This window comes from Phaeobacter sp. G2 (assembly GCA_025163595.1).
GTDB lineage: Bacteria > Pseudomonadota > Alphaproteobacteria > Rhodobacterales > Rhodobacteraceae > Pseudophaeobacter.
This window is the reverse complement of sequence record CP104100.1, coordinates 3100558-3121727: the sequence shown is the minus strand read 5'-3', so window position 1 is coordinate 3121727 and position 21170 is coordinate 3100558. Positions and strand designations below refer to the sequence as shown.

22 protein-coding genes and 2 pseudogenes are annotated in these 21170 nt (G+C 57.3%); 13 read left to right on the top strand and 11 right to left on the bottom strand.

Features of this window, described 5'->3' with window-relative positions; genetic code table 11:
- The first annotated feature begins 6 nt into the window (after window positions 1–6).
- From N1037_14865 to N1037_14840, 6 genes are read left to right on the top strand one after another with little or no spacing between them, the layout of a single operon-like run.
- A complete protein-coding gene (locus N1037_14865) occupies window positions 7–468 on the top strand; it encodes a hypothetical protein (GenBank protein UWS78545.1) in 462 nt (153 codons plus the stop codon).
- Window positions 465–2660 (top strand): MMPL family transporter, encoded by a 2196-nt coding sequence (locus N1037_14860; protein UWS78544.1) that lies wholly within the window; start codon window positions 465–467, stop codon window positions 2658–2660. The genes N1037_14865 and N1037_14860 overlap by 4 nt, the downstream gene beginning before the upstream one ends.
- Complete coding sequence (locus tag N1037_14855) at window positions 2657–3847, top strand: beta-ketoacyl-ACP synthase (GenBank protein ID UWS78543.1); 1191 nt, start codon at window positions 2657–2659, stop codon at window positions 3845–3847. Before N1037_14860 ends, N1037_14855 begins: the two co-directional genes overlap by 4 nt.
- Window positions 3844–4635 (top strand): beta-ketoacyl synthase chain length factor, encoded by a 792-nt coding sequence (locus N1037_14850; GenBank protein UWS78542.1) that lies wholly within the window; start codon window positions 3844–3846, stop codon window positions 4633–4635. The genes N1037_14855 and N1037_14850 overlap by 4 nt, the downstream gene beginning before the upstream one ends.
- Window positions 4632–5057 carry a hypothetical protein gene (locus N1037_14845; GenBank protein UWS78541.1) on the top strand — a complete coding sequence of 142 codons (426 nt, stop codon included), beginning with the start codon at window positions 4632–4634 and terminating at the stop codon, window positions 5055–5057. The genes N1037_14850 and N1037_14845 overlap by 4 nt, the downstream gene beginning before the upstream one ends.
- The gene (locus N1037_14840; GenBank protein UWS78540.1) at window positions 5054–5770 is read left to right on the top strand and encodes an SDR family oxidoreductase; all 717 of its coding nucleotides are present in this window, start codon (window positions 5054–5056) and stop codon (window positions 5768–5770) included. Before N1037_14845 ends, N1037_14840 begins: the two co-directional genes overlap by 4 nt.
- A gap of 142 nt (window positions 5771–5912) precedes the next feature.
- Here the strand turns inward: N1037_14840 and N1037_14835 are convergent.
- Window positions 5913–6398: pseudogene (locus N1037_14835) on the bottom strand (transposase).
- 32 nt (window positions 6399–6430) lie between these two features.
- Window positions 6431–6820: pseudogene (locus N1037_14830) on the bottom strand (transposase).
- Window positions 6821–7099: 279 nt separating this feature from the next.
- Here N1037_14830 and N1037_14825 point away from each other — a divergent pair.
- Together N1037_14825 and N1037_14820 are read left to right on the top strand one after the other, a co-directional pair.
- The gene (locus N1037_14825) at window positions 7100–7498 is read left to right on the top strand and encodes a rhodanese-like domain-containing protein (GenBank protein UWS78539.1); all 399 of its coding nucleotides are present in this window, start codon (window positions 7100–7102) and stop codon (window positions 7496–7498) included.
- 87 nt (window positions 7499–7585) lie between these two features.
- Window positions 7586–7777, top strand: coding sequence for a hypothetical protein (locus N1037_14820; protein UWS78538.1), 192 nt, complete (start codon window positions 7586–7588; stop codon window positions 7775–7777).
- Between the two features lie 83 nt (window positions 7778–7860).
- On the opposite strand, the gene N1037_14815 is transcribed toward N1037_14820, so the two are convergent.
- On the bottom strand, window positions 7861–8619 hold the full coding sequence (locus N1037_14815; protein UWS81371.1) for an alpha/beta fold hydrolase: 759 nt from the start codon (window positions 8617–8619) through the stop codon (window positions 7861–7863).
- A 124-nt stretch (window positions 8620–8743) separates the two neighbouring features.
- Here N1037_14815 and N1037_14810 point away from each other — a divergent pair, with 124 nt between their 5' ends.
- The 4 genes from N1037_14810 (at window position 8744) to N1037_14795 (ending at window position 11672) form a co-directional block, all read left to right on the top strand.
- Window positions 8744–9109 (top strand): hypothetical protein, encoded by a 366-nt coding sequence (locus N1037_14810; protein ID UWS78537.1) that lies wholly within the window; start codon window positions 8744–8746, stop codon window positions 9107–9109.
- Between the two features lie 126 nt (window positions 9110–9235).
- On the top strand, window positions 9236–9727 hold the full coding sequence (locus tag N1037_14805; protein UWS78536.1) for a RimK/LysX family protein: 492 nt from the start codon (window positions 9236–9238) through the stop codon (window positions 9725–9727).
- Window positions 9724–10629, top strand: coding sequence for a 30S ribosomal protein S6--L-glutamate ligase (gene rimK / locus N1037_14800; protein UWS78535.1), 906 nt, complete (start codon window positions 9724–9726; stop codon window positions 10627–10629). Before N1037_14805 ends, rimK begins: the two co-directional genes overlap by 4 nt.
- Window positions 10629–11672, top strand: a complete 1044-nt coding sequence (locus N1037_14795) for a M14 family metallopeptidase (protein UWS78534.1) — start codon at window positions 10629–10631, stop codon at window positions 11670–11672. Before rimK ends, N1037_14795 begins: the two co-directional genes overlap by 1 nt.
- A gap of 190 nt (window positions 11673–11862) precedes the next feature.
- Here the strand turns inward: N1037_14795 and N1037_14790 are convergent, their stop codons facing one another.
- Window positions 11863–13158 carry a serine hydroxymethyltransferase gene (locus N1037_14790; protein ID UWS78533.1) on the bottom strand — a complete coding sequence of 432 codons (1296 nt, stop codon included), beginning with the start codon at window positions 13156–13158 and terminating at the stop codon, window positions 11863–11865.
- A gap of 181 nt (window positions 13159–13339) precedes the next feature.
- Here N1037_14790 and N1037_14785 point away from each other — a divergent pair, with 181 nt between their 5' ends.
- Window positions 13340–14101 (top strand): NAD kinase, encoded by a 762-nt coding sequence (locus N1037_14785; GenBank protein ID UWS78532.1) that lies wholly within the window; start codon window positions 13340–13342, stop codon window positions 14099–14101.
- 461 nt (window positions 14102–14562) lie between these two features.
- Here the strand turns inward: N1037_14785 and N1037_14780 are convergent, their stop codons facing one another.
- From N1037_14780 to N1037_14750, 7 genes are all read right to left on the bottom strand, one after another.
- Window positions 14563–15993, bottom strand: a complete 1431-nt coding sequence (locus N1037_14780; GenBank protein UWS78531.1) for an amidase family protein — start codon at window positions 15991–15993, stop codon at window positions 14563–14565.
- 171 nt (window positions 15994–16164) lie between these two features.
- On the bottom strand, window positions 16165–18057 hold the full coding sequence (gene prpE / locus N1037_14775) for a propionate-CoA ligase PrpE (GenBank protein ID UWS78530.1): 1893 nt from the start codon (window positions 18055–18057) through the stop codon (window positions 16165–16167).
- A 473-nt stretch (window positions 18058–18530) separates the two neighbouring features.
- Complete coding sequence (locus tag N1037_14770) at window positions 18531–18758, bottom strand: hypothetical protein (protein UWS78529.1); 228 nt, start codon at window positions 18756–18758, stop codon at window positions 18531–18533.
- A gap of 67 nt (window positions 18759–18825) precedes the next feature.
- Complete coding sequence (locus N1037_14765; protein UWS78528.1) at window positions 18826–19380, bottom strand: hypothetical protein; 555 nt, start codon at window positions 19378–19380, stop codon at window positions 18826–18828.
- Window positions 19381–19543: 163 nt separating this feature from the next.
- The gene (locus N1037_14760) at window positions 19544–20059 is read right to left on the bottom strand and encodes a DUF4065 domain-containing protein (GenBank protein ID UWS78527.1); all 516 of its coding nucleotides are present in this window, start codon (window positions 20057–20059) and stop codon (window positions 19544–19546) included.
- Window positions 20060–20517: 458 nt separating this feature from the next.
- A complete protein-coding gene (locus N1037_14755) occupies window positions 20518–20715 on the bottom strand; it encodes a hypothetical protein (protein ID UWS78526.1) in 198 nt (65 codons plus the stop codon).
- Window positions 20716–20760: 45 nt separating this feature from the next.
- Complete coding sequence (locus N1037_14750; GenBank protein UWS78525.1) at window positions 20761–21168, bottom strand: DUF4376 domain-containing protein; 408 nt, start codon at window positions 21166–21168, stop codon at window positions 20761–20763.
- Between the last annotated feature and the right edge of the window lie 2 nt (window positions 21169–21170).

Below are 21170 nucleotides of genomic sequence, written 5' to 3'. Positions count from 1 at the left end.
CTCGCCTTGAGGGCAGAGCCCATTTCTGTGGACGGCTCAGTGGCCTACGTGGAAACCATTGTACATCCGGCCTTTGGCACTGCAGTCCAAAATGGCGGTGTCTTTGTCCTGACCCGCGATAAATCCCTGGTGCGGCGGCAAATCACGCCCAAAGCAGAAGAGATGACAATCGGCGCCAAGACCATCACCATCCAGCGTGACGGAACAGAGATCACCCGCGCAATTCCCAAACGCATGCATGCGTTTTTCACTGTCCTGCAAGCGGCAGTGTTCAATCAGGGCATTTCTGAGCTGCCGCCGCTGCCCCATAAGATTACATCCACATCAACGGGTTGGACCGCCCGCATTTCGCTGCGCCAAAATGGCGGCGGCAGCATTGTCTTTTCCGGCTGTGGTGAGACCTTGCAGGCCATCGACCTTGAAATGGCAGGCAATCAAAACCGTCAAATCAGGTTTGTGTCGCAATGACGCGGATTACCTTGGCTGTTCTGGGTCTGATCGGACTGGTGTTGCTCTTGGCGCCCTGGGTCACGATCAGCTCTGACACCGAGGCCCTGACCGTCGGGGACAATGCCGGCCTCCCCTCTCTCACCGATGGTACCGGGCTGGATGTGCTTGTCGCGCTCAGCCACCCGCAGGTCTCCCAGCGCAACAGAGCAGCAAAAGCAATTGCACACCACCTGAGGCAAGACCCTTTGGTCGATGAGGTTCTTGTCACCACGCCGGCCCCCTCGGAAGAATTTGACAGCTGGGTCTGGGAAAACCGGCTCAAGCTGGCCCCGCCAGCACAGTCGGATCTGGAGAGCCCGGGCATGGTTCGGCGGCTCGTAGAGGCAAAAGACTATTTTTCCGATGCGGCCAGCATTGTGTTTGGGGACCGTTTCCTGCGGGATCCAACAGGAAGCTATTGGCGCATCATAAAGCGGTTTGAGAGCCCCGGAGACGCCTTCCCGGTTGTAAACGGCGTTTGGCAATCCAATGATAACTCCGCAGCAATTCTGCATATCCGCTTGGTACAGTTCCCCTTTGACGCCCAGGCGCTACAGGATTGGTCATCGGCACTGCGTGACCTTGCTGCTCATGAGGGGATGACGGCGCATCTGCTAGGGGTCCGGGTGATCGCCGCAGAGACCACCCAGTTCAACTCCACAGCCTCGGCGCGCGCCTCAACTATCGCCAGCCTGCTTTTGGTGATTTGGCTGATCTGGTCACTGCGCTCGGTGGTCTTGGTGGTGCATACCTTTCTCCCCCTCGCCCTGGGAGTGGCCGCAGCCATTGGCGTGGTCAATCTGGCATTTGGCTCGGTGCATATTCTGGCCCTGGCCTTTGGTGGCGTTCTTTTGGGGCTGGCACTGGACTATCCGATCCATGTCATGGCCCATCATGGCAGTCGCCGCAGCAAGGCCAATAGGCTGATCCTGCTGGGCGCTGCCACCACCGGGCTTTCGTTTTTGGCCATGGTTGGCACACAGGTTCCCGCATTGGTTCAAGCCGGGGTCTTTATCCTGGTCGGGCTGTCCGTCGCCGCCATTGCCTCCGTCGTGATGCCCGTGCCCAAAAGGGCGGAAATACGCGGCGTCGCGCTCAGCGCCTTTGGCTTTTACCTGCCTGCCAAGGCCTGGATCGAGGCCACGCTCATTGGGGCTGGGCTCGTCACAGTGGTACTGTTTAATCAACCACCCCCCATCACTCTCTTTGAACCGCCAGAGCACATCCGCACAGAGCTGGCGGAATTGAACCAAAAACTGGTCCTGCCCTCCAGCACATATGCCATCGACGTAGAGGGCGAAACGCTCAGCGCGCTGCTTGAAAACGAGGTGCAACTGGCAGCGAAATTGGATCAGGCTATCGAAGACGGGGATTTGCACTCGTATCAGATGCTCTCTCAATGGCTCTCCCCCTCGCGCGCCCTTCACAGCTCAGTTTCCGACTTCCAAGCCGAGGCAGAACTGGCACTGGAGCAGGCAGGCATGGCCGTCGCCTTTGCCGAGCAACAGACCCTTGCGTTTGAACGCGCCCTCCTGGCCCCAGGCCTGCAGCCGGAAGACCTGAGCAGGTTTCCGGAATTGCAGGGCTTGGCCAGGCGGCTGTCGGTCTCAGAGGGGCGCTGGAAGGAAAGGGTTGAACTGGTCTTGCCACAGGGCAGCTCTCAGTTGGATCTGACCCTCACCACCCCAGGCGCTGAGCTGGTCGACCTACTGGCCCCCATTCGCCAAACCATGACAGATCTGCGCAATCGCATTGCCTCCTGGCTTCTTGCTGGATTGCTCTGCGGTATGGGGGTGCTGGCTGTTGGACTGGGCAGCCGGAGTGAAGCCCTGCGCATTTTCCGTACTTGCTGCGCGGTTCTGGGCGGCAGCGCCTGCATCATCATCGCGGTTTACGGTGCGTTCAGCATCTTTCACATCGTCGCTATGGCTCTTGTTGTGGGAATTGGCGTGGATTATGATCTCATCCTGACCGGCATGAAGGGAGACAAAGACAGCAAGACCTCTGCCAGATCAGTCTTTGTATGCGCGGGATCCACCCTGATCGCCTTCCTTGTTCTTTCTCTTTCTGAAGTTCAGATCCTTCATCAGATAGGTGCAACAGTGACTATGGGATTGATGTTGATGCTGTTTCTGACTCTTGCACAGACAAAACGAAATGAAGACCTATGACGAATTTACCAGGTGCCAATAATATCGGCATTTCCCATAGCACGCTTGTGTCCTGCCTGGGTCGCGGACATGCCGCCCATGTGACGGCGCTGCGTAATGGCACCTCCGGGTTGCGCGCAGAGCATCATCTGGACCTGCCCTTCAGTTGTTTTCTCGGTGAAGTTGATGACCTGGCCGACCTCCGCTTTCCGGTTGAGCTGAGCGCCTATGACAATCGAGCCAACCGCCTGGCCCTGGCCGCACTGGGAAGCGATGGCTTTGATCAGGCTGCACTGGCAACGAGGGAAAAATGGGGCGCGCTACGCTGTGGCATCGTCATAGGCACCTCCACCGCGGGCGTTGAGATGCTGGAACGTGTTTATCGCGCGCGGGATGACGACGCTCCAATGCCCAAAAGCTATTCGATGCGCCATCATGACAGCCAACAGGCTGTTGCGGCTTTTCTGCAGGACTATCTGGATTTCCAGGGTCCAAGCTATTCGATTTCAACCGCCTGCTCCTCCTCCGCAAAGGCGCTGGTTGACGCCTATCAACTCATCGAAGCCGGTCTTTGTGATGCGGTGCTGGTTGGCGGTGTCGACAGTCTCTGCCTGACTTCGCTCAATGGGTTTGAGTCCCTGGAACTGATCTCACGCAGCCCCTGTAAACCCTGTGACAGCAACCGTGATGGCCTGTCCATCGGCGAGGCCGCAGCCTTTTTGATCGTCGAACGTGACAGTAAAAACGGCATCCGGATGAGCGGTTTTGGCGAAAGCTCGGATGGAACCAATATGTCCACCCCTCCCGAAGACGGGGCCGGGGCCGCCACAGCAATCCGTCAGGCGCTCCAACGTGCCGGCCTCACAGCGGGCGATATCGACTACGTCAATCTGCATGGCACCGCCACGGTTGTGAATGACGCGGCCGAAGCTCAGGCCGTCAGCTCTGCGATCGGCGCGCAGGTCCCCGCCTCCTCTCTGAAAGGCGCCATTGGCCATACCCTGGGCGCCGCTGGTGCCGCCGAGGCGGTGTTGTGTCTCTACGCGCTGGAACACGGCATCATTCCCGGCAACCCCGGCCTCGAAAAACTGGATCCCAAGGCCCTACCAAACGTCGCCGCACAATGCCGCAACGCACCTTTGAAACATGTGGTCAGCAACTCATTTGGCTTTGGCGGCTCCAACTGCGCATTGGTGCTAAGCCGATGACCCAGACACAGATCTTTGTAGATGCCGTTTCGCTGATCGCGCCCTCAAAAGAGCATACCGAGCCCCTGGCGAAATCACTTGCGACCGCCAGTTTCACCACCTTCCCCGAAAGCTGGAAACCCAGCCCCGAAAGCATCCCTGCGCGCGCCCGTCGGCGCTATAGCCCGCAAACGCTTCTGGCGATACAGGCGGCGGAAAACATTGCCCCGGCACTGGCACAGGATGCCGCCTGGGTCTTTGGCTCCGCCTATGGAGAAGGCGAGACCCTACAGCTGATCCTGGAAGCGCTGCGCGGCCCGACCATGGCAATCCGACCCACACGGTTCCAGAACTCGGTGCATAATGCGGCCTCGGGCCAGTGGACCATTGCACAGAGCATCAAGACAGCCGCCACCAGCATATGTGGCGCCGATCATACCGCAGGATCCAGCCTGCTAAAGGCCCTGTTGCAGGTGCAGCTTGAACAGCGCCCTGTTGGGGTGGTGCTGTTTGATGCGCCGCTGCCTGCACCGCTTGATACATCACATTTCCTGACCTGCCCCGCTGGTGCCGGTCTGGCCCTGTCCAGCCGACAAAGCCCACAGTCCTTTGCCAGCATCGCCTTCTCGCTGGCACAACGGGCTGAAACACCACCCCGGACCAGATATGCCCAAGCAGCGCTTGCAACCTTGAACCCGGTGTTTTCCATCCTTCCCCTGTTTGAAAAACTAGTCGAAAGAGACGCAGGAGATGTTACTCTTGGGCTCAACGGTGGGATGAATTTAAACCTAGAGGTGACCCTGCTGTGACCTTTGACGACGTATTGGAACGCATGCCCCACAAGGGGGCAATGCGGCTGATTGAACGGATTATTTCGGTCGACGACACGGTAATCCACTGCCTGGGCGTGGCTCACGGTGGGGTAGATTACCCACTGCGGTTAAACGGTATCCTATACGCCGCCAATCTTGTTGAGCTTGGGGCACAAGCAGCAGCGGCCCATGCCTCGATTGGGGATTTGAAAGGCAACCATACTGGCCTGTTGATTGGTCTGCAGAACGTCAACTTCCTGACCTCCACAGTGATTGATTGCTCTGACAATCTGCATATCACGGCCCGTCAGCTGCATTTTGACGGCAACGGTGCCCTTTATGATTTTGAAATCAGCTCTCAGGGGCAGAGATACATCGAGGGACGCGCAACCCTCAAGATGCAGGGAGAAGCAGAATGAAGCGGGCCTTGGTGGTAGGCGGATCCAGCCCGATTGGGCAGGCCGTGAGCAGTGAGTTGGCGGCAATGGGGATGCATGTCTTTGTTCATGCGAACAAAAATCTGGATCAGGCGCAGACCTGCGTGAACAACATCACGGCAAATGGCGGCAGCGCCGTGGCTCTGCAGCTGGACATTCTGGCCCCCGAGGCCGCCAATCAGCTGGAGGCGCTTGCTGCGGATGGGCCGATACAGGTGGTGGTGCATTGCGTCGGTGGGCAAATCGACAAACCCTTTGCCGCGATGGCGTTTGACGACTGGAAAAATGTCATCGACCTCAATCTGACAAGCTTTTACTCTGCGGTGCGGCCCCTGATCATGCCAATGCTGCGCAGCAGATGGGGGCGCATTATTGCGATGTCTTCCCTCACGGCTGTGCGCGGCAATCGCGGCCAGACCAACTACGCCGCTGCAAAGGGCGGGTTCCTGCCCCTGATGAAATCCTTGACCCAGGAATACGGCTCGCGTGGCATCACCGCCAATGTGGTGGCCCCGGGGCTGATCGACACCGCCGAAACTACCAACCTCAGCAACTACGACGAATTGGTCAAAATGACGCCAGCACGCCGCGCCGGCACGGTCGCGGAAGTTGCCGCCCTCGTCGGCTATCTGGCCAGCGACAAGGCCGGGTTCATTTCCGGCCAGCAGATCAGCATTGATGGCGGCTGTTCCTAAGTCCCGCTTTGGCGGGGTCAGTATCGTTAATACAACCCTCAAGTTCAGCCAACAGATCTGAGCGGCTTTGTTGCGCAAATCGACTGAAGGACAGACTCTCCCTTTCCCCGGACGGAGTTATCCTGCGGGTTCTGTGACAGGTACTGCTGGTCGTTACCTCCACGGCTCGCACTTCCAGCGTTTCTTTGTCAATTCCTATGTGTATCTTGCGCCAGAGCTGACGTTTTGGACCACCATGCTTGCGAGCATTCCACTCGCCTTCGCCTTCGGCCTTGATCCCCGCGCTGTCGACAAGGAGGTTCCGTGGGCCCTTGGAACCACCATACGGCAGGTTCACGTTCAGTGTCTTTTGACCTCGGCTCAATGTGCTGGAATCCGGCGCAGACCAATCCAGACCCGGCAAACGCAACAGGCTCTGAACGACCCCCGTTCGCCAGTGGGCTCGAACCCGTGGCGCCTTCACTGGCTCACTCTGCCGAAGCGGCATTCCGAACAGCACCTTCAGGCTGAGGCCCGCCTGGATCGCCGCATCACTGAAACTCTGGGTTCGCCCGCGCTTACCATTCGGCGGCGGAACCCAGACCATCTCGGAGACGGGCTAAATGTACAGTAATCCGCGCTGCTTCAACTTGTTTCGTCAGCATCGCCCATAGGGTGGCCGACAAACATCTGCCGTGTTCGAAACAGCATGGCGCGCGCTTGCTGATCTTCCGTCTTCACGGGGACAAAACGCATGGTTGGGCGTAATGCTGCCTCCACAATCGCTTCGGCATCCGTCACATCGTTCTTCTGACGTTTCACGAAAGGTTTCACATAGTTCGGCGGGATCAATCGCACGTCATGCCCGAGCGTCTCAAATTCGCGCCCCCACCCGTGTGCCGTGGCGCAAGCTTTCATGGCTACAATGCACCTCGGATGTTAGGCAATGAACGCGAGCAGCTGAGCCCGTGAAAGCTGCTTGCGGAACATGACAGATCCATCGTCGCGCGCGCCGTGCAAATGGAAAACGCGCTTTGCAAGATCAATCCCGATAACGGTAACTTCGGACATGGTTGCTCTCTCCTTCTGTGATGTCTTCAGAAAACATCACCTTGGCACATTGTGATGCCGGCGGGAGGGGGCATCCATGCCATCAACAAAGCCGCGTGACGGTTTCGCCGCCAGGAGTGACGATGACTGGGCAATACATCGCGGTGTTGACCTGTATGATTTGCCTTTGGCCAAATGGTCACATCCCGTTGAACAGGGGTTTTCTCAGCTTTCGAACAGCGCCATCTTGGATCAAAGCGGCAGGCATCCGGTGATGCCTATGAGCTCCAGGAGAGATAAATGGCAATTTCCTTGCAAGAGATGATGGCTGAAGCAAATGCGGCAGTGGAGCGCATTCCGGTGGCCCAGGCGCAGGAGTTGATCGCGCGAGGGGCTTTGTTGCTCGATGTGCGAGACGCCCCTGAATTGGAAGCGCAGGGACGCGCGACTGGATCGCATCATATTCCGCGTGGGATGTTGGAGTTTCGCGCCGATCCTGCCAGCCCCTTTTATGATGTGGCCCTGCGTGCGGATCGCCCTGTGGTACTGCATTGCGCCAGTGGTGGCCGTGCGGCCCTTGCGGGCAAGCTGCTGAAAGACATGGGGTACGACGAGGTCTACAACCTAGGTGGTTTTGCTGACTGGAAAGAGGCTGGGGCGCCGGTAGAGGAACCTGTCGATCGCGGCATGGGGCTTTGAGGTGAACTGATCCGGATCAAAGAACGGGTGCGCTGATTTGGGTAAGACGTGATTCACATTCGAAACCCAATAGTCGAGGAGGCCTGTATGTTACGCCTTGCATCCATTCTTTATTCCCTGATCGGCAGTAGCCTGGCTGGCGTCGGTGTTATCGCCGTTCTGGTGGCTGGATTTGTGTCGGTAAATGCGATCTTGCTTGCGGCCGTTGGCGGCGCGGTTCTGGGCCTGCCGGTGGCCTGGCTGGTGGCGCGTCAGCTCTATCAGAACGCAGCCCACTAACTGTTTCACGGGACTGACCCACCAATCTGGCAAAAGGTGGCCCCCAAAGCTCACGGACTTTGGGGTGGTCCTGTTTATGGCAGTCAGGCGTTGAGAAAGGCGCGGGCATTGGCCTCAAAGGCGCGCGGCTTTTCTGCATGGAGCCAATGACCGGCCCCGGGGATCTTGGCAAAGCGGGCGTTGGGGAAACGGGCGAGGATGACGTCGCGGTCTTCGCGCCGCACATAGTCCGAATTGCCACCAGACAGAAAGAGCACAGATCCCTGCCATTGGGCCTCGGTCTCAGGGAAAGACATGATGTCGGGCATATGCCGCGCCAGGGTGTCCAGGTTGAGCCGCCATCCCTTGTTGGGGATATCTAGGGACTGGGTGAAAAAGCTCTGCAGGGCGGGTTCGACACCCGCTTTTGCCAATTGTTGCTCAACATCGCCGCGCCGTTCCACCTGGTCAAAATTCACTGCGCGCATTGCGTCGATGAATTGAATTTGACTGTGGCTATAGGGCACAGGCGCAATATCGGCGACAATCAGGCGATGCACCATTTCCGGGTGGTTGAGGGCCAGCATCATGGCGGTTTTGCCGCCCATGGAGTGGCCGATCACATCCATATGGCCCCCGTGCGCTGCGATGACTTCGGCCAGGTCTTCGGCCATTTCCGGATAACTGTGGCTGTCGCTCCAGGCGCTTTGCCCGTGGTTGCGCAGATCAACGGCAACAACCTGGCGCTCATCCGCGAGCCGTTTGCAGATCACCCCCCAATTGCGCGCAGATCCATAGAGACCATGGGCAACCAGCAAGGGAGGTTTATCGGTGGGGGTACCATGTAGAATGTAGTTCAGCATGCGCCAGTGATAGCCTTGCGGCCAGGGCATGGCCAGACCCATTGAGGCGCAGGGACGCTTGCGGTAACTACTGGGGGCAGGAAACCGGGGCGAGCACAGCGTCCCAAAAGCGGAGCACAGATCAATGGCGCAAGACATCTTTGCCGATATCGAAGAGGTGCAGGAGTTGTTGAGATCCCATGCCGAGGTCTCGGGGGATCTGGCATCCGCTTTGGGCAAGGCGCGGCGTCAGCTGCCGCGGCGAATTTATAAACAAGGGATGCGTCTGGCCAACGCTTTGCCGATGTTGGAGCATCCAAAGCTGCGCCAGACCCAGGATGAAAAATCCCTGCAACAGGCAGCGCGGGAAGTGAGAAACCACCTGAAAAAGATCGACACCGCAGATCGCCGCAAGGGACGTATGCTCGAGATCCTGGGCAGTATGGCCTTCGCTATACTGGTGGTGTTTGTGCTGCTGGTGACTGTTTTGCGTTGGCGTGGGTTTATCTGACCTGCAGAACGGTCTAGTTACCGGCCTGTTGAGGGAGGTTCGGCGCGGGGTCCTGGCAGCACGCGACTGCAGCATCTACCTAATCCAGCTCAACAAATAAGGTTGGTACACCTGCATGAAGCTGTCATGGTGGATGCGATAGAGAAACTGGAGATGCGTTGTATGCTCATTGTTGGCTGGCGGGAGCGTGTCGATCTGCCGCTTCTGGGTCTCAGAAACCTCAAAGCAAAAATAGACACCGGGGCGCGTACATCTGCCCTGCATGCGACCGATATCGTGAGCTTTGAACGCGATGGCGTCCCTTGGGTCAAGTTTCACACCCGGTTCGATGATGACGCGCTGGATACGGATGTGGAATGCCCGATTTTCGACCAACGGGATATTCGCAACACCAGTGGCATCCCGCAGTCCCGTATCATCATTCGAACCAAGTTTCGGATTGGCAGCCGCCTGTGGAAGATCGATCTGTCGCTGACTGAGCGCTCAGACATGAAGTTTCGAATGATTGTCGGACGCACCGCTTTGCGGCGACACAATATCCTTGTCGATCCCAGCAAAAGCAATCTGACGACGCCAGTTTCGGCCCAACACTCTGATGAAAGGAGCTCGCCTTCATGAAAATTGTCATGCTTGCCCGAAATCCGAATCTCTATTCCCATAAACGCCTGGTTGAAGCCGCCGAGGCCCGCGGCCATGAAATTCGAATTGTCGACACCCTGCGGTGCTACATGAACATCGTGTCGCGGCGTCCCGAAATCTATTACAACGGCGAAAAGCTGACAGGCTATGACGCGGTGATCCCTCGGATTGGCGCATCCATTACCTTCTATGGCATGGCAGTGTTGCGGCAGTTTGAAATGATGGGTGTCTATCCATTGAACGAAAGCGTCGGCATCGGCCGCTCACGTGACAAGCTGCGCTCAATGCAGCTGTTGGCGCGCGATGGTATCGGCCTGCCGGCAACCACATTTGCCCATGATCCCAAACAAACCGAAGAAGTTCTGAAAGTGGCAGGCAGTGCGCCCTTGGTCATCAAACTGCTGGAAGGCACCCAGGGCATGGGCGTGGTTTTGGCGGATACTGACCGCTCTGCCAAATCCGTGATCGAGGCCTTTCGGGCGACAAAAACAAATATCCTGGTACAGGAATTTATCAAAGAGGCCGGCGGCACCGATATCCGCGCGATTGTAATTGGCGGTAAGGTGGTGGCAGCGATGAAACGCAAAGGCGCCGAGGGCGAATTCCGCTCCAACCTTCATCTCGGGGGCACAGCTGAGGTGATCAAGCTGTCGCCTGCCGAACGTGCCACTGCGGTTGGCGCCGCCAAGTCGATGGGGTTGAATGCCTGTGGCGTTGATATGTTGCGCTCTGACAATGGGCCGCTGGTGATGGAAGTGAACTCCTCTCCCGGTCTGGAAGGTGTCGAAAAGGCAACCGGCCTTGATATCGCAGGCAAGATCATTGAGTTCATCGAGAAGAGCGCAAAGCCCGGTGCCACCAAGACAAAGGGCAAAGGCTAATGCCCAAACGGCCTGCGTTCGAAATCGGCGGTGAAGTGGTGGCCGCGGGTAGCCGCCAGACCATTGATTTGCCGGTCAGTTCCTTGTCTGATCACACACCGGTCATGATGTCTGTGCATGTGGTCCATGGGAAACTAGACGGGCCCACGGTGTTTGTCAGCGCCGGTATCCACGGCGACGAAGTGATCGGCATCGAGATCGTGCGCCGCTTGCTCAAGTCCTCTGCTTTGCGCGGAATGCGCGGGACATTGATCGTGGTGCCGATTGTGAACTCATTTGGGTTTATCAACAAATCTCGCTACTTGCCCGACAGGCGGGATCTCAACCGATCCTTTCCCGGCAGCGAAGGCGGCTCGCTTGCTGCGCGACTGGCCAATCAGTTTTTGACCCAGATTGTGTCGCGGGCGGATCTCGGTATTGATTTGCATTCAGCCGCCATCCACCGCACCAACTACCCGCAGGTGCGGGTGTCACCGGGTGAAACCGAGATCCGTAAGCTGGCGGATGCCTTTGGGGCGCCAATCATCATGGAATCGACAATCCGCGAAGGGTCTTTGCGGCAGGCGGCCCAAGATCTGGGAACACCTGTTTTGCTCTATGAAGCTGGCGAAGGCTTGCGCTTTGACGAGGTGTCTGTGCGCGCTGGGCAGGTCGGAATTTTGCGGGTCTTGAAATCGCTCAGCATGATTTCAGGGCGTGGCGTTGCTGCGTCCAAGGGGCAGCCGCAGTTTTGTACCGCCAGCAAATGGCTGCGCGCGCCGATGGGCGGATTGTTTCGCAGTCTGAAATCCGACGGTGAACTGGTCCACAAAGGGGATTTGCTCGGTGTTGTCTCTGATCCCTTTGGAGAACTGGAACGTGAGATCGAGGCACCTTTCAGCGGTATCATTGTCGGGCGCGCGGTCTTGCCGATTGTGAACGAAGGCGATGCGGTGTTCCATCTCGCACGGGTTCGGTCAGTAGAACAGGCCGAGGACGCGATGGATGAACATTCAACACAGCTGGCCGACGATCCAATGTTTGATGAGGATGAAATCATCTGATCGCAGGGTGACCTTGCAACCCCAGCCTCGGCGAAGGTGCAGACAGACGCCCATATTGCCGTGCTCTGTGTCTATGTGGAAGCGCCGCTACAAACGTCGTGGTCGCGTCGAGATCACGTTTAGCAGGTATGAAAAAAGGCGCCGCTGAAAGATCCAGCGGCGCCCCTGTCATTACGTTGCTTATCCGACCTTAGAGGTTGGGGTAGAGCGGGAATTTGGCGCAAAGCGCAGAGACCTTGCCACGGACAGTGGCCTCGACCTCGGCATTGCCTTCTTCGCCATTGGCGGCCAGACCATCGACCACTTCGACGATCAGCTGAGCGATCTCGCGGAATTCAGCCTCACCAAAACCGCGGGTGGTGCCCGCAGGGGTGCCAAGACGGATACCAGAGGTCACCATTGGCTTTTCCGGGTCAAAGGGGATGCCGTTTTTATTGGTGGTGATATGGGCGCGGCCCAGGGCCTTGTCGACGATGTTGCCGGTCACGCCTTTGGGGCGCAGATCGACCAGCATCACATGGGTGTCGGTGCCGCCGGTGACGATATCCAGCCCGCCTTTGATCAGCTCATCTGCCAGGGCGACCGCGTTGGCGCGAACCTGTTTCTGGTACTCTTTGAACTCGGGGCGCAGCGCTTCGCCAAAGGCAACAGCCTTACCTGCGATCACATGCATCAATGGGCCACCCTGGATACCGGGGAAGATCGCCGAGTTGACCTTTTTGGCGATATCCGCGTCATTGGTGACGATCATGCCGCCGCGCGGGCCGCGCAGAGTTTTATGGGTGGTGGTGGTTGCCACATGGGCATGCGGGAAGGGCGAGGGGTGCTCTCCAGCGGCAATCAGACCGGCGATATGGGCCATGTCGACCATGAAATAGGCGCCAACGGAATCAGCAATTTCGCGGAACTTGGCAAAGTCGATCTGACGTGGGATGGCAGAGCCGCCTGCAATGATCAGCTTGGGCAGATGCTCGGTTGCCAGCGCCTGGATCTGATCATAGTCGATCAGGTTGTCGCCTTCGCGCACACCGTAGTGAATGGCGTTGAACCATTTTCCCGATTGGTTGGGGCGCGCACCATGGGTCAGGTGACCACCAGCAGACAAATCCATGCCAAGGATGGTATCGCCGGGCTGGATCAGCGCCTGGAACACCCCCTGGTTGGCCTGGGAACCGGAATTGGGCTGCACATTTGCAAACTCACAGCCAAACAGCTGCTTGGCGCGGTCAATGGCGAGGTTTTCCGCAACGTCGACGTGCTGGCAGCCGCCATAATAGCGGCGACCGGGGTAACCTTCGGCGTATTTGTTGGTGAGCACAGAGCCCTGCGCTTCCATTACGGCAGCGGAAACGATGTTCTCGGAGGCAATCAGCTCGATTTCGTCGCGCTGGCGGTGCAGCTCGTCGGTGATTGAGCCAAAGAGTTCTGGGTCACGCTCAGAGAGGGATTGAGTGAAGAATCCGGGATCACGGGTGGTCGCTGTCATGGTGGCTCCGCTAAGTAACAAGTGGCAAGATTGGGTAATCTGAGAGATTTCCTATCGGAAACTTCACAGATCTTAAAGGCTGTAAAGCGGCAATAACCGAACATAGAGCGGCAACACTGGTCTTTGTGGCTCGGCTGTGCTTGTTTCGGAACAAAATGGCTCACTCCGGAAACAGGGTTTTGTGACAATGAGAATCGCCTTCTTGGCCAGTGATGCCCCCGTGGCGCAAACGGCCTGTGACACCCTGGTCAAATTGCACGGCAATGCGCCGCCGGAAAATGCCGATGTGATTGTGGCGCTTGGCGGGGACGGCTTTATGCTGAAAACCCTGCACGAGGCGGTTGATCTGGCCTTGCCGGTCTATGGTATGAACCGGGGCACGGTTGGGTTTTTGATGAATGAATACCATGAGGATGGTCTGCTTGCCCGGCTTGAGGCGGCAGAGGAAGAAATTATCAACCCATTGTCGATGACTGCGATGGACCGCGATGGGGCCGTCCACAAGGCCTTGGCGATTAATGAGGTTTCCCTGTTGCGGGCGGGCCCGCAGGCGGCGCGGCTGAAGATATCGGTCGACGGGCGCCAAAGACTGGCAGAGCTGGTCTGTGACGGGGCGCTGGTCTCTACGCCGGCGGGATCCACCGCCTATAACTATTCCGCCCATGGGCCGATCCTGCCGATTGGCTCGGATGTGCTGGCCTTGACAGCAATTGCGGCTTTTCGACCGCGTCGCTGGCAGGGGGCGTTGCTGCCCAGCGGTGCCAAAGTGCGCTTTGACGTGCTGGAAGCAGACAAGCGCCCGGTTATGGCGGATGCGGATTCTATCTCCTGCCCGGATATTCAGTGGGTCGAAATTCAGACCGAACCCAGCATCCGCCACAAGATTCTGTTTGACCCAGGCCATGGCCTGGAGGAACGCCTCATCTCCGAGCAGTTCACCTGAGGCCTTCCTTTGGGAATTGTGAAAGGCAAGAAATTTCAAGCGAATAACTGTGACTTTATTTCCCAGCTGTAGAAATTTTGTGCGAAATGCGATCAGGTTATTGTGAAAAGGCTGGCCTGGTCCGCTTTGATTGGGGCATCCTGGCGGTACGGTAGCTGCAGTTTTGGCGTTGTGTGCATTCTGCTGAAGCTACCCCTTGTTTTCAGAGACGATTTTGGCCCTTGGCGAATGATCGTCCTGTGTGAGCTAGTTTTCATGGTATGAAAGATGCCGGGAATGGACTGATCCATTTCCCGGTTTCTTTTTGTGGCGTCTGGTCCGCAAGGCGTCCGGCGGCACTGCAGTTCGCTGGCAATATTCACCCACAGACAGACAGGGAGCGGGCGGCTGATGCACCGCCCGCTCCCTTGGAGTTTGATGGCATGGCTCGGGTCAAAACACCTGCTGCGGCAGGGTTTGGTTTAGGCCATGAGATCCCACAGGTGTGGACTGAACCTTCCAACGCGCTGCTCGATCGCAATGCAGGCGTCCACCGCCATGTCTTCGCGCCAGCGACGGGCGACGATCTGCACATTGATCGGCTGGGGACCGCTTGCCAGTGGTGCCAGTCGTGCAGGGACGCAGCCCGCAGGCAGGCCGAGATAATTCATTGCATAGGAATAGACGGCGCAGCCCAGAACCTCATGCACGCCTTCCGCACCTTCAGTATCGCGGTCGGGTTTGAAAAACGGCTGCGGCAGAAACGGCGTGAGAACCAGAGGATAGTCCTGCATGAACAGGGACCATTCGCGTGCATAGTGGCTGCGCTTGGCCATCATCTGCAACAGCTCGGTGCCGGCAAAGGGCGGGAACTCCTGGAAATAGACCTCAAAGATCTGTCGCACGGTATCGGATCCGGCGGCGTCCACATCCTGCTTCATCATTGCGTAGACTTCGCCCATCAGCGCCCGATAGCCGGTGCGCCCGGCGTCAAAGGCATTGGGGGGCTCGACCTCTTCAACGACATACCCGGAATCTGTCAGCGCATCGCGCGCGGTCTCCAGCGCCAGATTGACCTCCGGGTGCAGGTCATAGCCAAAGGTGTTGCGGGTAAAGGCAACCTTGATCGGGCCGTCTAGAGGCGCGCCACGCCAGGGGAGGGGGGCATGAAACGGGTCGCGCGGATCTGGTGCAATCAGCGAAGGCATCGCCAGATGCAGATCCGCAGCCGAGCGGGTAATCAGCCCCTGTACCGACATGGACTGCGCCAGCATGCCGCGTTCGGCCTTTTGGCTGGGGTTCCAGGCGGGCACACGTCCTAGACCTGGTTTAACCGTCACCGCACCATTGGCAGCCGCCGGAAACCGCAGCGAGCCGCCGATATCGTTGCCATGGGCCAGGGCGCCGATGCCTGCCATCACTGCTGCACCCGCCCCCCCAGAAGAGCCGCCGGGGGAAATATGTCGTCCCCAGGGGTTATGGGTGCGGCCAAACAGCGGGTTGTCCGTATCGGCGCGAAAGGAGAACTCGGGTGTATTGGTTCGGCCAATCACCACGGCGCCGGCTTTTTCCAGATTCGCGACCACGGGCGCATCCCCGGGGGCAATCAGGTCTTTCAAGGCTGTCACCCCGTTAGAGGTGGCATGGCCTTCCTGATCGACGTTGATCTTGATGGTGACAGGCAGCCCCTGAAGCGGCCCCGGCGCCGCACCGGCTGTGCGGGCTTTATCGAGTTCCCGGGCACGGGTCAGGGCCTCGGAGCTCAAGTCTTCGACCACCGCGTTCAGGCCGGGGTTCACCGCATTCATCCGGTCAATCGAGGCCTGCACCGCCGCTTCGGCGGAAACATCGCCAGCGCGGGTTCGGGTGGAAAGTTCGGTGGCGCTCAGGCGCCAAATATCATCTGTGTTCATTTTGCTCATCTCCTGCGCGGCAGGGTAGAGCTGTGGTTTGCGGTTGCAAGGGAAACCAGAGGTAAATTCTGTTTCCTTTTCTAGAATTTAGCTCATCGGACAAGAAACCGGCAGAGCTGTGCGTTATGTGGTCGAAAGGTTGGGCTGCCCTTCGACCACAAGGCTCAGCTGTTAGGCCTTTGCAAAGCCAAGGCCCTGCAGGGCACCGGTGATTTCATCCAGAATTGCCGGGTCATCAATGGTGGCCGGCATTTTCCAGGGGGTGCCATCGGCAATATTGACCATGGTGCCTCGCAGGATCTTGCCCGAGCGGGTCTTGGGCAACCGGTCGACCACAACGGCCAGTTTGAAGGCGGCCACAGGGCCGATCTTTTCGCGCACCAGCTTGACCACTTCTGCCACTATTTCGCTGGGGTCGCGATCGACACCGGCATTGAGGCAGAGGAAGCCCAGTGGGGCCTGGCCCTTCAGCGGATCAGCGACGCCAATCACCGCGCATTCCGCCACATCCGGGTGGCCTGCCAGCACCTCTTCCATGGCGCCAGTGGACAGGCGGTGGCCGGCAACATTGATCACATCATCCGTGCGCGCCATGATATAGAGATAGCCGTCCTCGTCCTTCATGCCCGCATCACCTGTTTCGTAATACCCGGGGAAGGTGGTGAGATAGCTTTTCTTAAAGCGCGCTTCGGCGTTCCACAGGGTTGGCAAGGTGCCAGGGGGCAGGGGCAGCTTGATAGCAATGGCCCCCAGCTCTCCGGCAGCAACGGGATGGCCGCCTTCGTCCAGGATATCCACCTCATAGCCCGGCATTGGCACCGCAGGGGAGCCAAGTTTCGTGGGCAGTTCTTCAATGCCAAGCGGGTTGGCGGCAATCGACCAGCCGGTTTCGGTCTGCCACCAGTGGTCTACAATTGGCACATTCAGCTTTTCCTGCGCCCAGGTGATGGTATCAGGATCGGCGCGCTCGCCAGCCAGATAGACCTGACCCAGGCAGCTGAGGTCGTATTTGCCGACAAATTCGCCCTTGGGGTCTTCGCGTTTTACCGCACGGAATGCGGTGGGGGCGGTGAAGAAGCTTTTGACCTTATGTTCCGAGATCACCCGCCAAAAGGTGCCCGCATCTGGCGTGCCGATGGGTTTGCCCTCAAAGACGATGGTGGTGTTACCATGGATCAGCGGCGCGTAGCAGATATAGCTGTGTCCGACGACCCAGCCCACATCGGACGCCGCCCAAAACACATCGCCCGGATCAACGTTGTAGATGTTTTTCATCGACCAGTTCAGCGCCACCAATTGCCCGCCGGTGTGACGTATCACCCCCTTGGGCTGGCCCGTGGTGCCCGAGGTGTAGAGGATATAAGAAGGATGATTGCCTTCCACTGGCAGACAGTCGGCCGGTTCCACACCATATTGAAAGCCGTGCCAGTTGACATCCCGGCCCTCGACGAGCTCGGCAACCTCTTGTTCTCGCTGCAAAATAACGCAGAAATCAGGCTTGTGTGCGGCCAGATCTATAGCCCCGTCCAGCAGCGGTTTATAATGCACCACCCGGCCAGGCTCCAACCCGCAGGAGGCGGCGATGATGGCCTTGGGGGTGGCGTCATCAATGCGCACCGCCAGCTCATTGGCGGCAAAGCCCCCAAAGACAACCGAATGCACCGCGCCAATACGGGCGCAGGCCAGCATGGCCTCCAGCGCCTCGGGGATCATCGGCATATAGATTATGACGCGATCGCCCTTCTCGATGCCCTTGGCCCGCAGGGCGCCTGCCAGATTGGCTACGCGGTTGCGCAGCTCCACATAAGAGATTTCGCGCTTGGTGTAGGTGATGGGGCTGTCATAGATGATCGCTGTCTGCTCCCCTCTGCCGGCCTCTACATGGCGATCCACCGCATTGTAGCAGGTGTTGACGCGGGCATCCGCGAACCATTCATAAAGCCCCTCACCTTTGTCGGTCAGCGCTTTGGTTGGGGCCTCCACCCAATCAATTGCCTCGGCGGCCTGCATCCAAAAGGCTTCAGGATCGGCTTTCCAGTTGGCATATATCTCTTTGTAAGACATCGGCGTCCTCCACGCGTTTTGTTCTCAACCGAGTTACGCGTAAGCGTGGCTCTGGAGCAAGTAATCATCATAACCTTGCGTCACAGCGCCGCGCAAAAATTTGCACTATGGCCGCAAAGACCCTGCAAATTTTTGCAAACCCAGCGGTATTGCGGACTGTCGGGCAGTTTTTAACAGTTTTTGCAAATTTGCTAACCTGGCCTGGCTAAGAATGTGAGGCTCGATTACGGGGGATGTAGCTGGATGTATGTAGCGGGATTGTAGCGGGACACTTCGCGTTGCAGTGCGGGACACTTCGCGTTGCAGCAAACTAATTTGGCGAATTCCCTGTTTTCTAACCCCAAATCGAGAGTTTGACCAGCCCATAGCCGCGCGGCTGGTTTGAGGCGGCGAGGGATGTTTGGGACACTTCCCGTTTCAAACTCCAAAAATCCGCCGCCCAAACCGTTTAAATCGTCGGGCGGCGGATGTCTTTAAAGGATGTTTAAAGGCTTTTGAAGATGCTCGGCGTCCAGCTCATCAGGGGCATCTTTCAAGGCCTCCCAGCATTCAGGCTTCAGCACCGCTTTTAAGACGACGTCCACCTCTTCCAGGAAAGAGTGCCACATGGGCGCACCATCCATTGTTATGTTTGGCTCATGGCCCTGCGACATGCAGAGAGCGCGGGCGGCGCGCTCACGGACTGACTTCGGTTTTCGCATAGAAACACTCCCTGGGGGGGGCTATGGTTGGCCCTGCGCTCCCCTTTGCCATCTTGGCGCACATTCTCTACTCATCCGGTTCTTCAGCGAGCTCCATTAGGAATTGATAGATTAGATCTGCTTCTTCATTGAGGAAGGCACGATCAGCGATCTCGGCTTTAGGCAATCTGTGAAGTCGTGGCACTCGATGTGGTTCAGCCCTCCAGCCGCCTCTCGGTCCAACAAATCCTGGCCTGCTGAGGTCAATCATTTCGACGTCAAAGTCGCCAAAGTCAGCATCTTCTGAGACGTGGTTATAGTAAACTAGAGAAAGACAGATATGTAATTCATCAGGTGTTAGCTCACGGCTTCTTGGGTAGACAAACTGAAACGCCCCTCGATCTCCGTCGACTACGTAGTGTTGAATTCCCATAGGCACTTCACGCTGTACGCCAAAAAGTAGAGGGTTTCGGTGATGGTTGTCGTAGGCGGTCCAGCTTTGAGGGCGTGCAAAATCAAACAAGAGTTTAGCTATGCTGACATTGCTTTCGAGGTCCTTTTTATTACAGACGATTTTTAGAGACCTCTTGATGCCATCAAAATCCATACCTGAAGATGGGTCGAGACCTCGACTGACACCCATTATGTTTCCGATTTGACTCCGGAAGCCGCTGTAAGAGATCCAGTTTCCCTTCCTACGGTTCACATAGGATCTAAGGTGCTCTTTACGTTCTGTTCGAGGCTTGGAAACGGCAATAGCAAAATCAATGAACTGATATCTGTTTAGGAGATTAATAATCTCTCTTTTACGCGGACTTCGCAAACATAGCCTCCTCAGAGCAATGCAAGCCCTCAAACAGGTCAACGATCAGATCATTTGAAATTCTCATTCCAATATTAGCGGAATTGATGGCATCTGAACGAGTTTTGGACCAAGGGGTGTCGGGTTGGTGGGTCATTTCAACAAGCTCAAAACTGGGAATACTCAGGTACTTTGGCAAGTGTTTGGCAATAGTCTCGCGGATGGAGTTTGTCGTTACCGATGGGAGCGGCTTTTCTTTCTGCCGGATAGGGTCGAATGCTACAGCCAGTTCGGTGATGGATTGGCTACCAAATTTCTTAAACTGATTGTATAGGCTTCTTTGAACTGGTCCGTAGTCCCAAGCCTCAAAGGTGGAGGCTATCATCGGTTGACCATGATCGACGAGGTGATGTCCATGTAGGAAGTAGCATATCTTTTGAAGGTCTATCTGAGTGACGTCATGACCGTTTTCCCAAGCGGCCTTCAGAACCTCGTTCGCGATGACACGAGCATCATACATAGCTTTGTCCTCCATATTTGCGCGGTTGCTAGCTTAAACACTGGGTCAAGAGCAATTGGTGATCCACATGCTTTTCGTGTTTAAGATGATTTCCTCACGTTTTGGGGTGTTTTCGCTTCGAATGTTTCAGATATGGGCGGTTTTGTGATGAGAATAGGGGCTTGCCTCATGAAGGCCGGGTCCTCGAGGACAGGGAGCGGCCATGAAGCTTGCGCTGGTCGGCGGGGTCATTGTGAGAATTTGGACCCGTGTTAAGGGGTGGGGTTTTGGTTGTAGGGTTAAGCTTTTGAACACTTATGCTTGCTATGGTCATTGACAGGCACTTGACCCGTCCGTGTATTTGGGTGCCGTTAGCTTGTTGTCACAGGCATTGAGAGTGGGTGCTTGTGCTGCACCCGCTCTTTAACGTTTCAGCCGCTCCACAATTTCACCTCCATCTACGGGTGCGGTTTCGGGGATTAGTCGCAGGGCACGAATTCCAAAACGAGTTCGTTTGGCTTTTCTGGCACTCCGTCAGTTGTCCGCTGGATACCGTCGCGGCAGGGGGCAATATCAAGCGCCTTGATGTCGCTGTCGAAGGTGTAAAGCGGCAGGTCGCCGTGCTTCTCCATCGCTGCTTTCAGGCAGTTGATGACGCTGGAAATCTTCATTGTCATGGTGGGTCTCCATCTTTGGGTGTTGTAGCACCCTTTAACCTCCCATTACTGGGAGGCGTTTAAAGCCGCTGTAAACGCGGTTTGAAGGTCAAAGCCGGTCAAATTTTCCTGCGCCTCGATCTGCGCCTGGACGGTGCGCTCAGCGGCAAAGCTGGCTTGCACGTGAGCTGACACGGCGGCGGTGATCGCTTCGAGATCCTGTTGCGACAGATCCGTCCAGCCTGCGGCCATCTTCCAGGCAATTGGAGCCTGCATCAGCCCATTTGATAGCGAGTTGACCGCCTCGGTCAAAGCGGCGCGGGTTTCGCGGTCGGTGCGGACTTGTGCCCCGTCTGGCAAGGTGAGGCCGCCCACTTCATGTTTCCAGCGGATGTTGGCCAGGTCAGTCAACAAGGCGGCGCGGGACGTGACGGCGATTTCTTCGGGAGTGGTGATTTGCAGGGAAAAGCTCATGG

Excerpts from the sequence above, each read along its gene's own strand:
- N1037_14760 (UWS78527.1), bottom strand. The coding sequence starts at position 20,059 with ATGTATGATGCTCGTGTCATCGCGAACGAGGTTCTGAAGGCCGCTTGG.
- N1037_14855 (UWS78543.1), top strand. The coding sequence starts at position 2,657 with ATGACGAATTTACCAGGTGCCAATAATATCGGCATTTCCCATAGCACG.
- N1037_14810 (UWS78537.1), top strand. The coding sequence starts at position 8,744 with ATGGCGCAAGACATCTTTGCCGATATCGAAGAGGTGCAGGAGTTGTTG.
- N1037_14820 (UWS78538.1), top strand. The coding sequence starts at position 7,586 with ATGTTACGCCTTGCATCCATTCTTTATTCCCTGATCGGCAGTAGCCTG.
- N1037_14780 (UWS78531.1), bottom strand. The coding sequence starts at position 15,993 with ATGAACACAGATGATATTTGGCGCCTGAGCGCCACCGAACTTTCCACC.
- N1037_14815 (UWS81371.1), bottom strand. The coding sequence starts at position 8,619 with ATGCTGAACTACATTCTACATGGTACCCCCACCGATAAACCTCCCTTG.
- N1037_14765 (UWS78528.1), bottom strand. The coding sequence starts at position 19,380 with ATGGGTGTCAGTCGAGGTCTCGACCCATCTTCAGGTATGGATTTTGAT.
- N1037_14750 (UWS78525.1), bottom strand. The coding sequence starts at position 21,168 with ATGAGCTTTTCCCTGCAAATCACCACTCCCGAAGAAATCGCCGTCACG.
- prpE (UWS78530.1), bottom strand. The coding sequence starts at position 18,057 with ATGTCTTACAAAGAGATATATGCCAACTGGAAAGCCGATCCTGAAGCC.
- N1037_14795 (UWS78534.1), top strand. The coding sequence starts at position 10,629 with ATGCCCAAACGGCCTGCGTTCGAAATCGGCGGTGAAGTGGTGGCCGCG.
- N1037_14805 (UWS78536.1), top strand. The coding sequence starts at position 9,236 with ATGGTGGATGCGATAGAGAAACTGGAGATGCGTTGTATGCTCATTGTT.
- N1037_14860 (UWS78544.1), top strand. The coding sequence starts at position 465 with ATGACGCGGATTACCTTGGCTGTTCTGGGTCTGATCGGACTGGTGTTG.
- N1037_14850 (UWS78542.1), top strand. The coding sequence starts at position 3,844 with ATGACCCAGACACAGATCTTTGTAGATGCCGTTTCGCTGATCGCGCCC.
- rimK (UWS78535.1), top strand. The coding sequence starts at position 9,724 with ATGAAAATTGTCATGCTTGCCCGAAATCCGAATCTCTATTCCCATAAA.
- N1037_14840 (UWS78540.1), top strand. The coding sequence starts at position 5,054 with ATGAAGCGGGCCTTGGTGGTAGGCGGATCCAGCCCGATTGGGCAGGCC.
- N1037_14755 (UWS78526.1), bottom strand. The coding sequence starts at position 20,715 with ATGACAATGAAGATTTCCAGCGTCATCAACTGCCTGAAAGCAGCGATG.
- N1037_14825 (UWS78539.1), top strand. The coding sequence starts at position 7,100 with ATGGCAATTTCCTTGCAAGAGATGATGGCTGAAGCAAATGCGGCAGTG.
- N1037_14790 (UWS78533.1), bottom strand. The coding sequence starts at position 13,158 with ATGACAGCGACCACCCGTGATCCCGGATTCTTCACTCAATCCCTCTCT.
- N1037_14770 (UWS78529.1), bottom strand. The coding sequence starts at position 18,758 with ATGCGAAAACCGAAGTCAGTCCGTGAGCGCGCCGCCCGCGCTCTCTGC.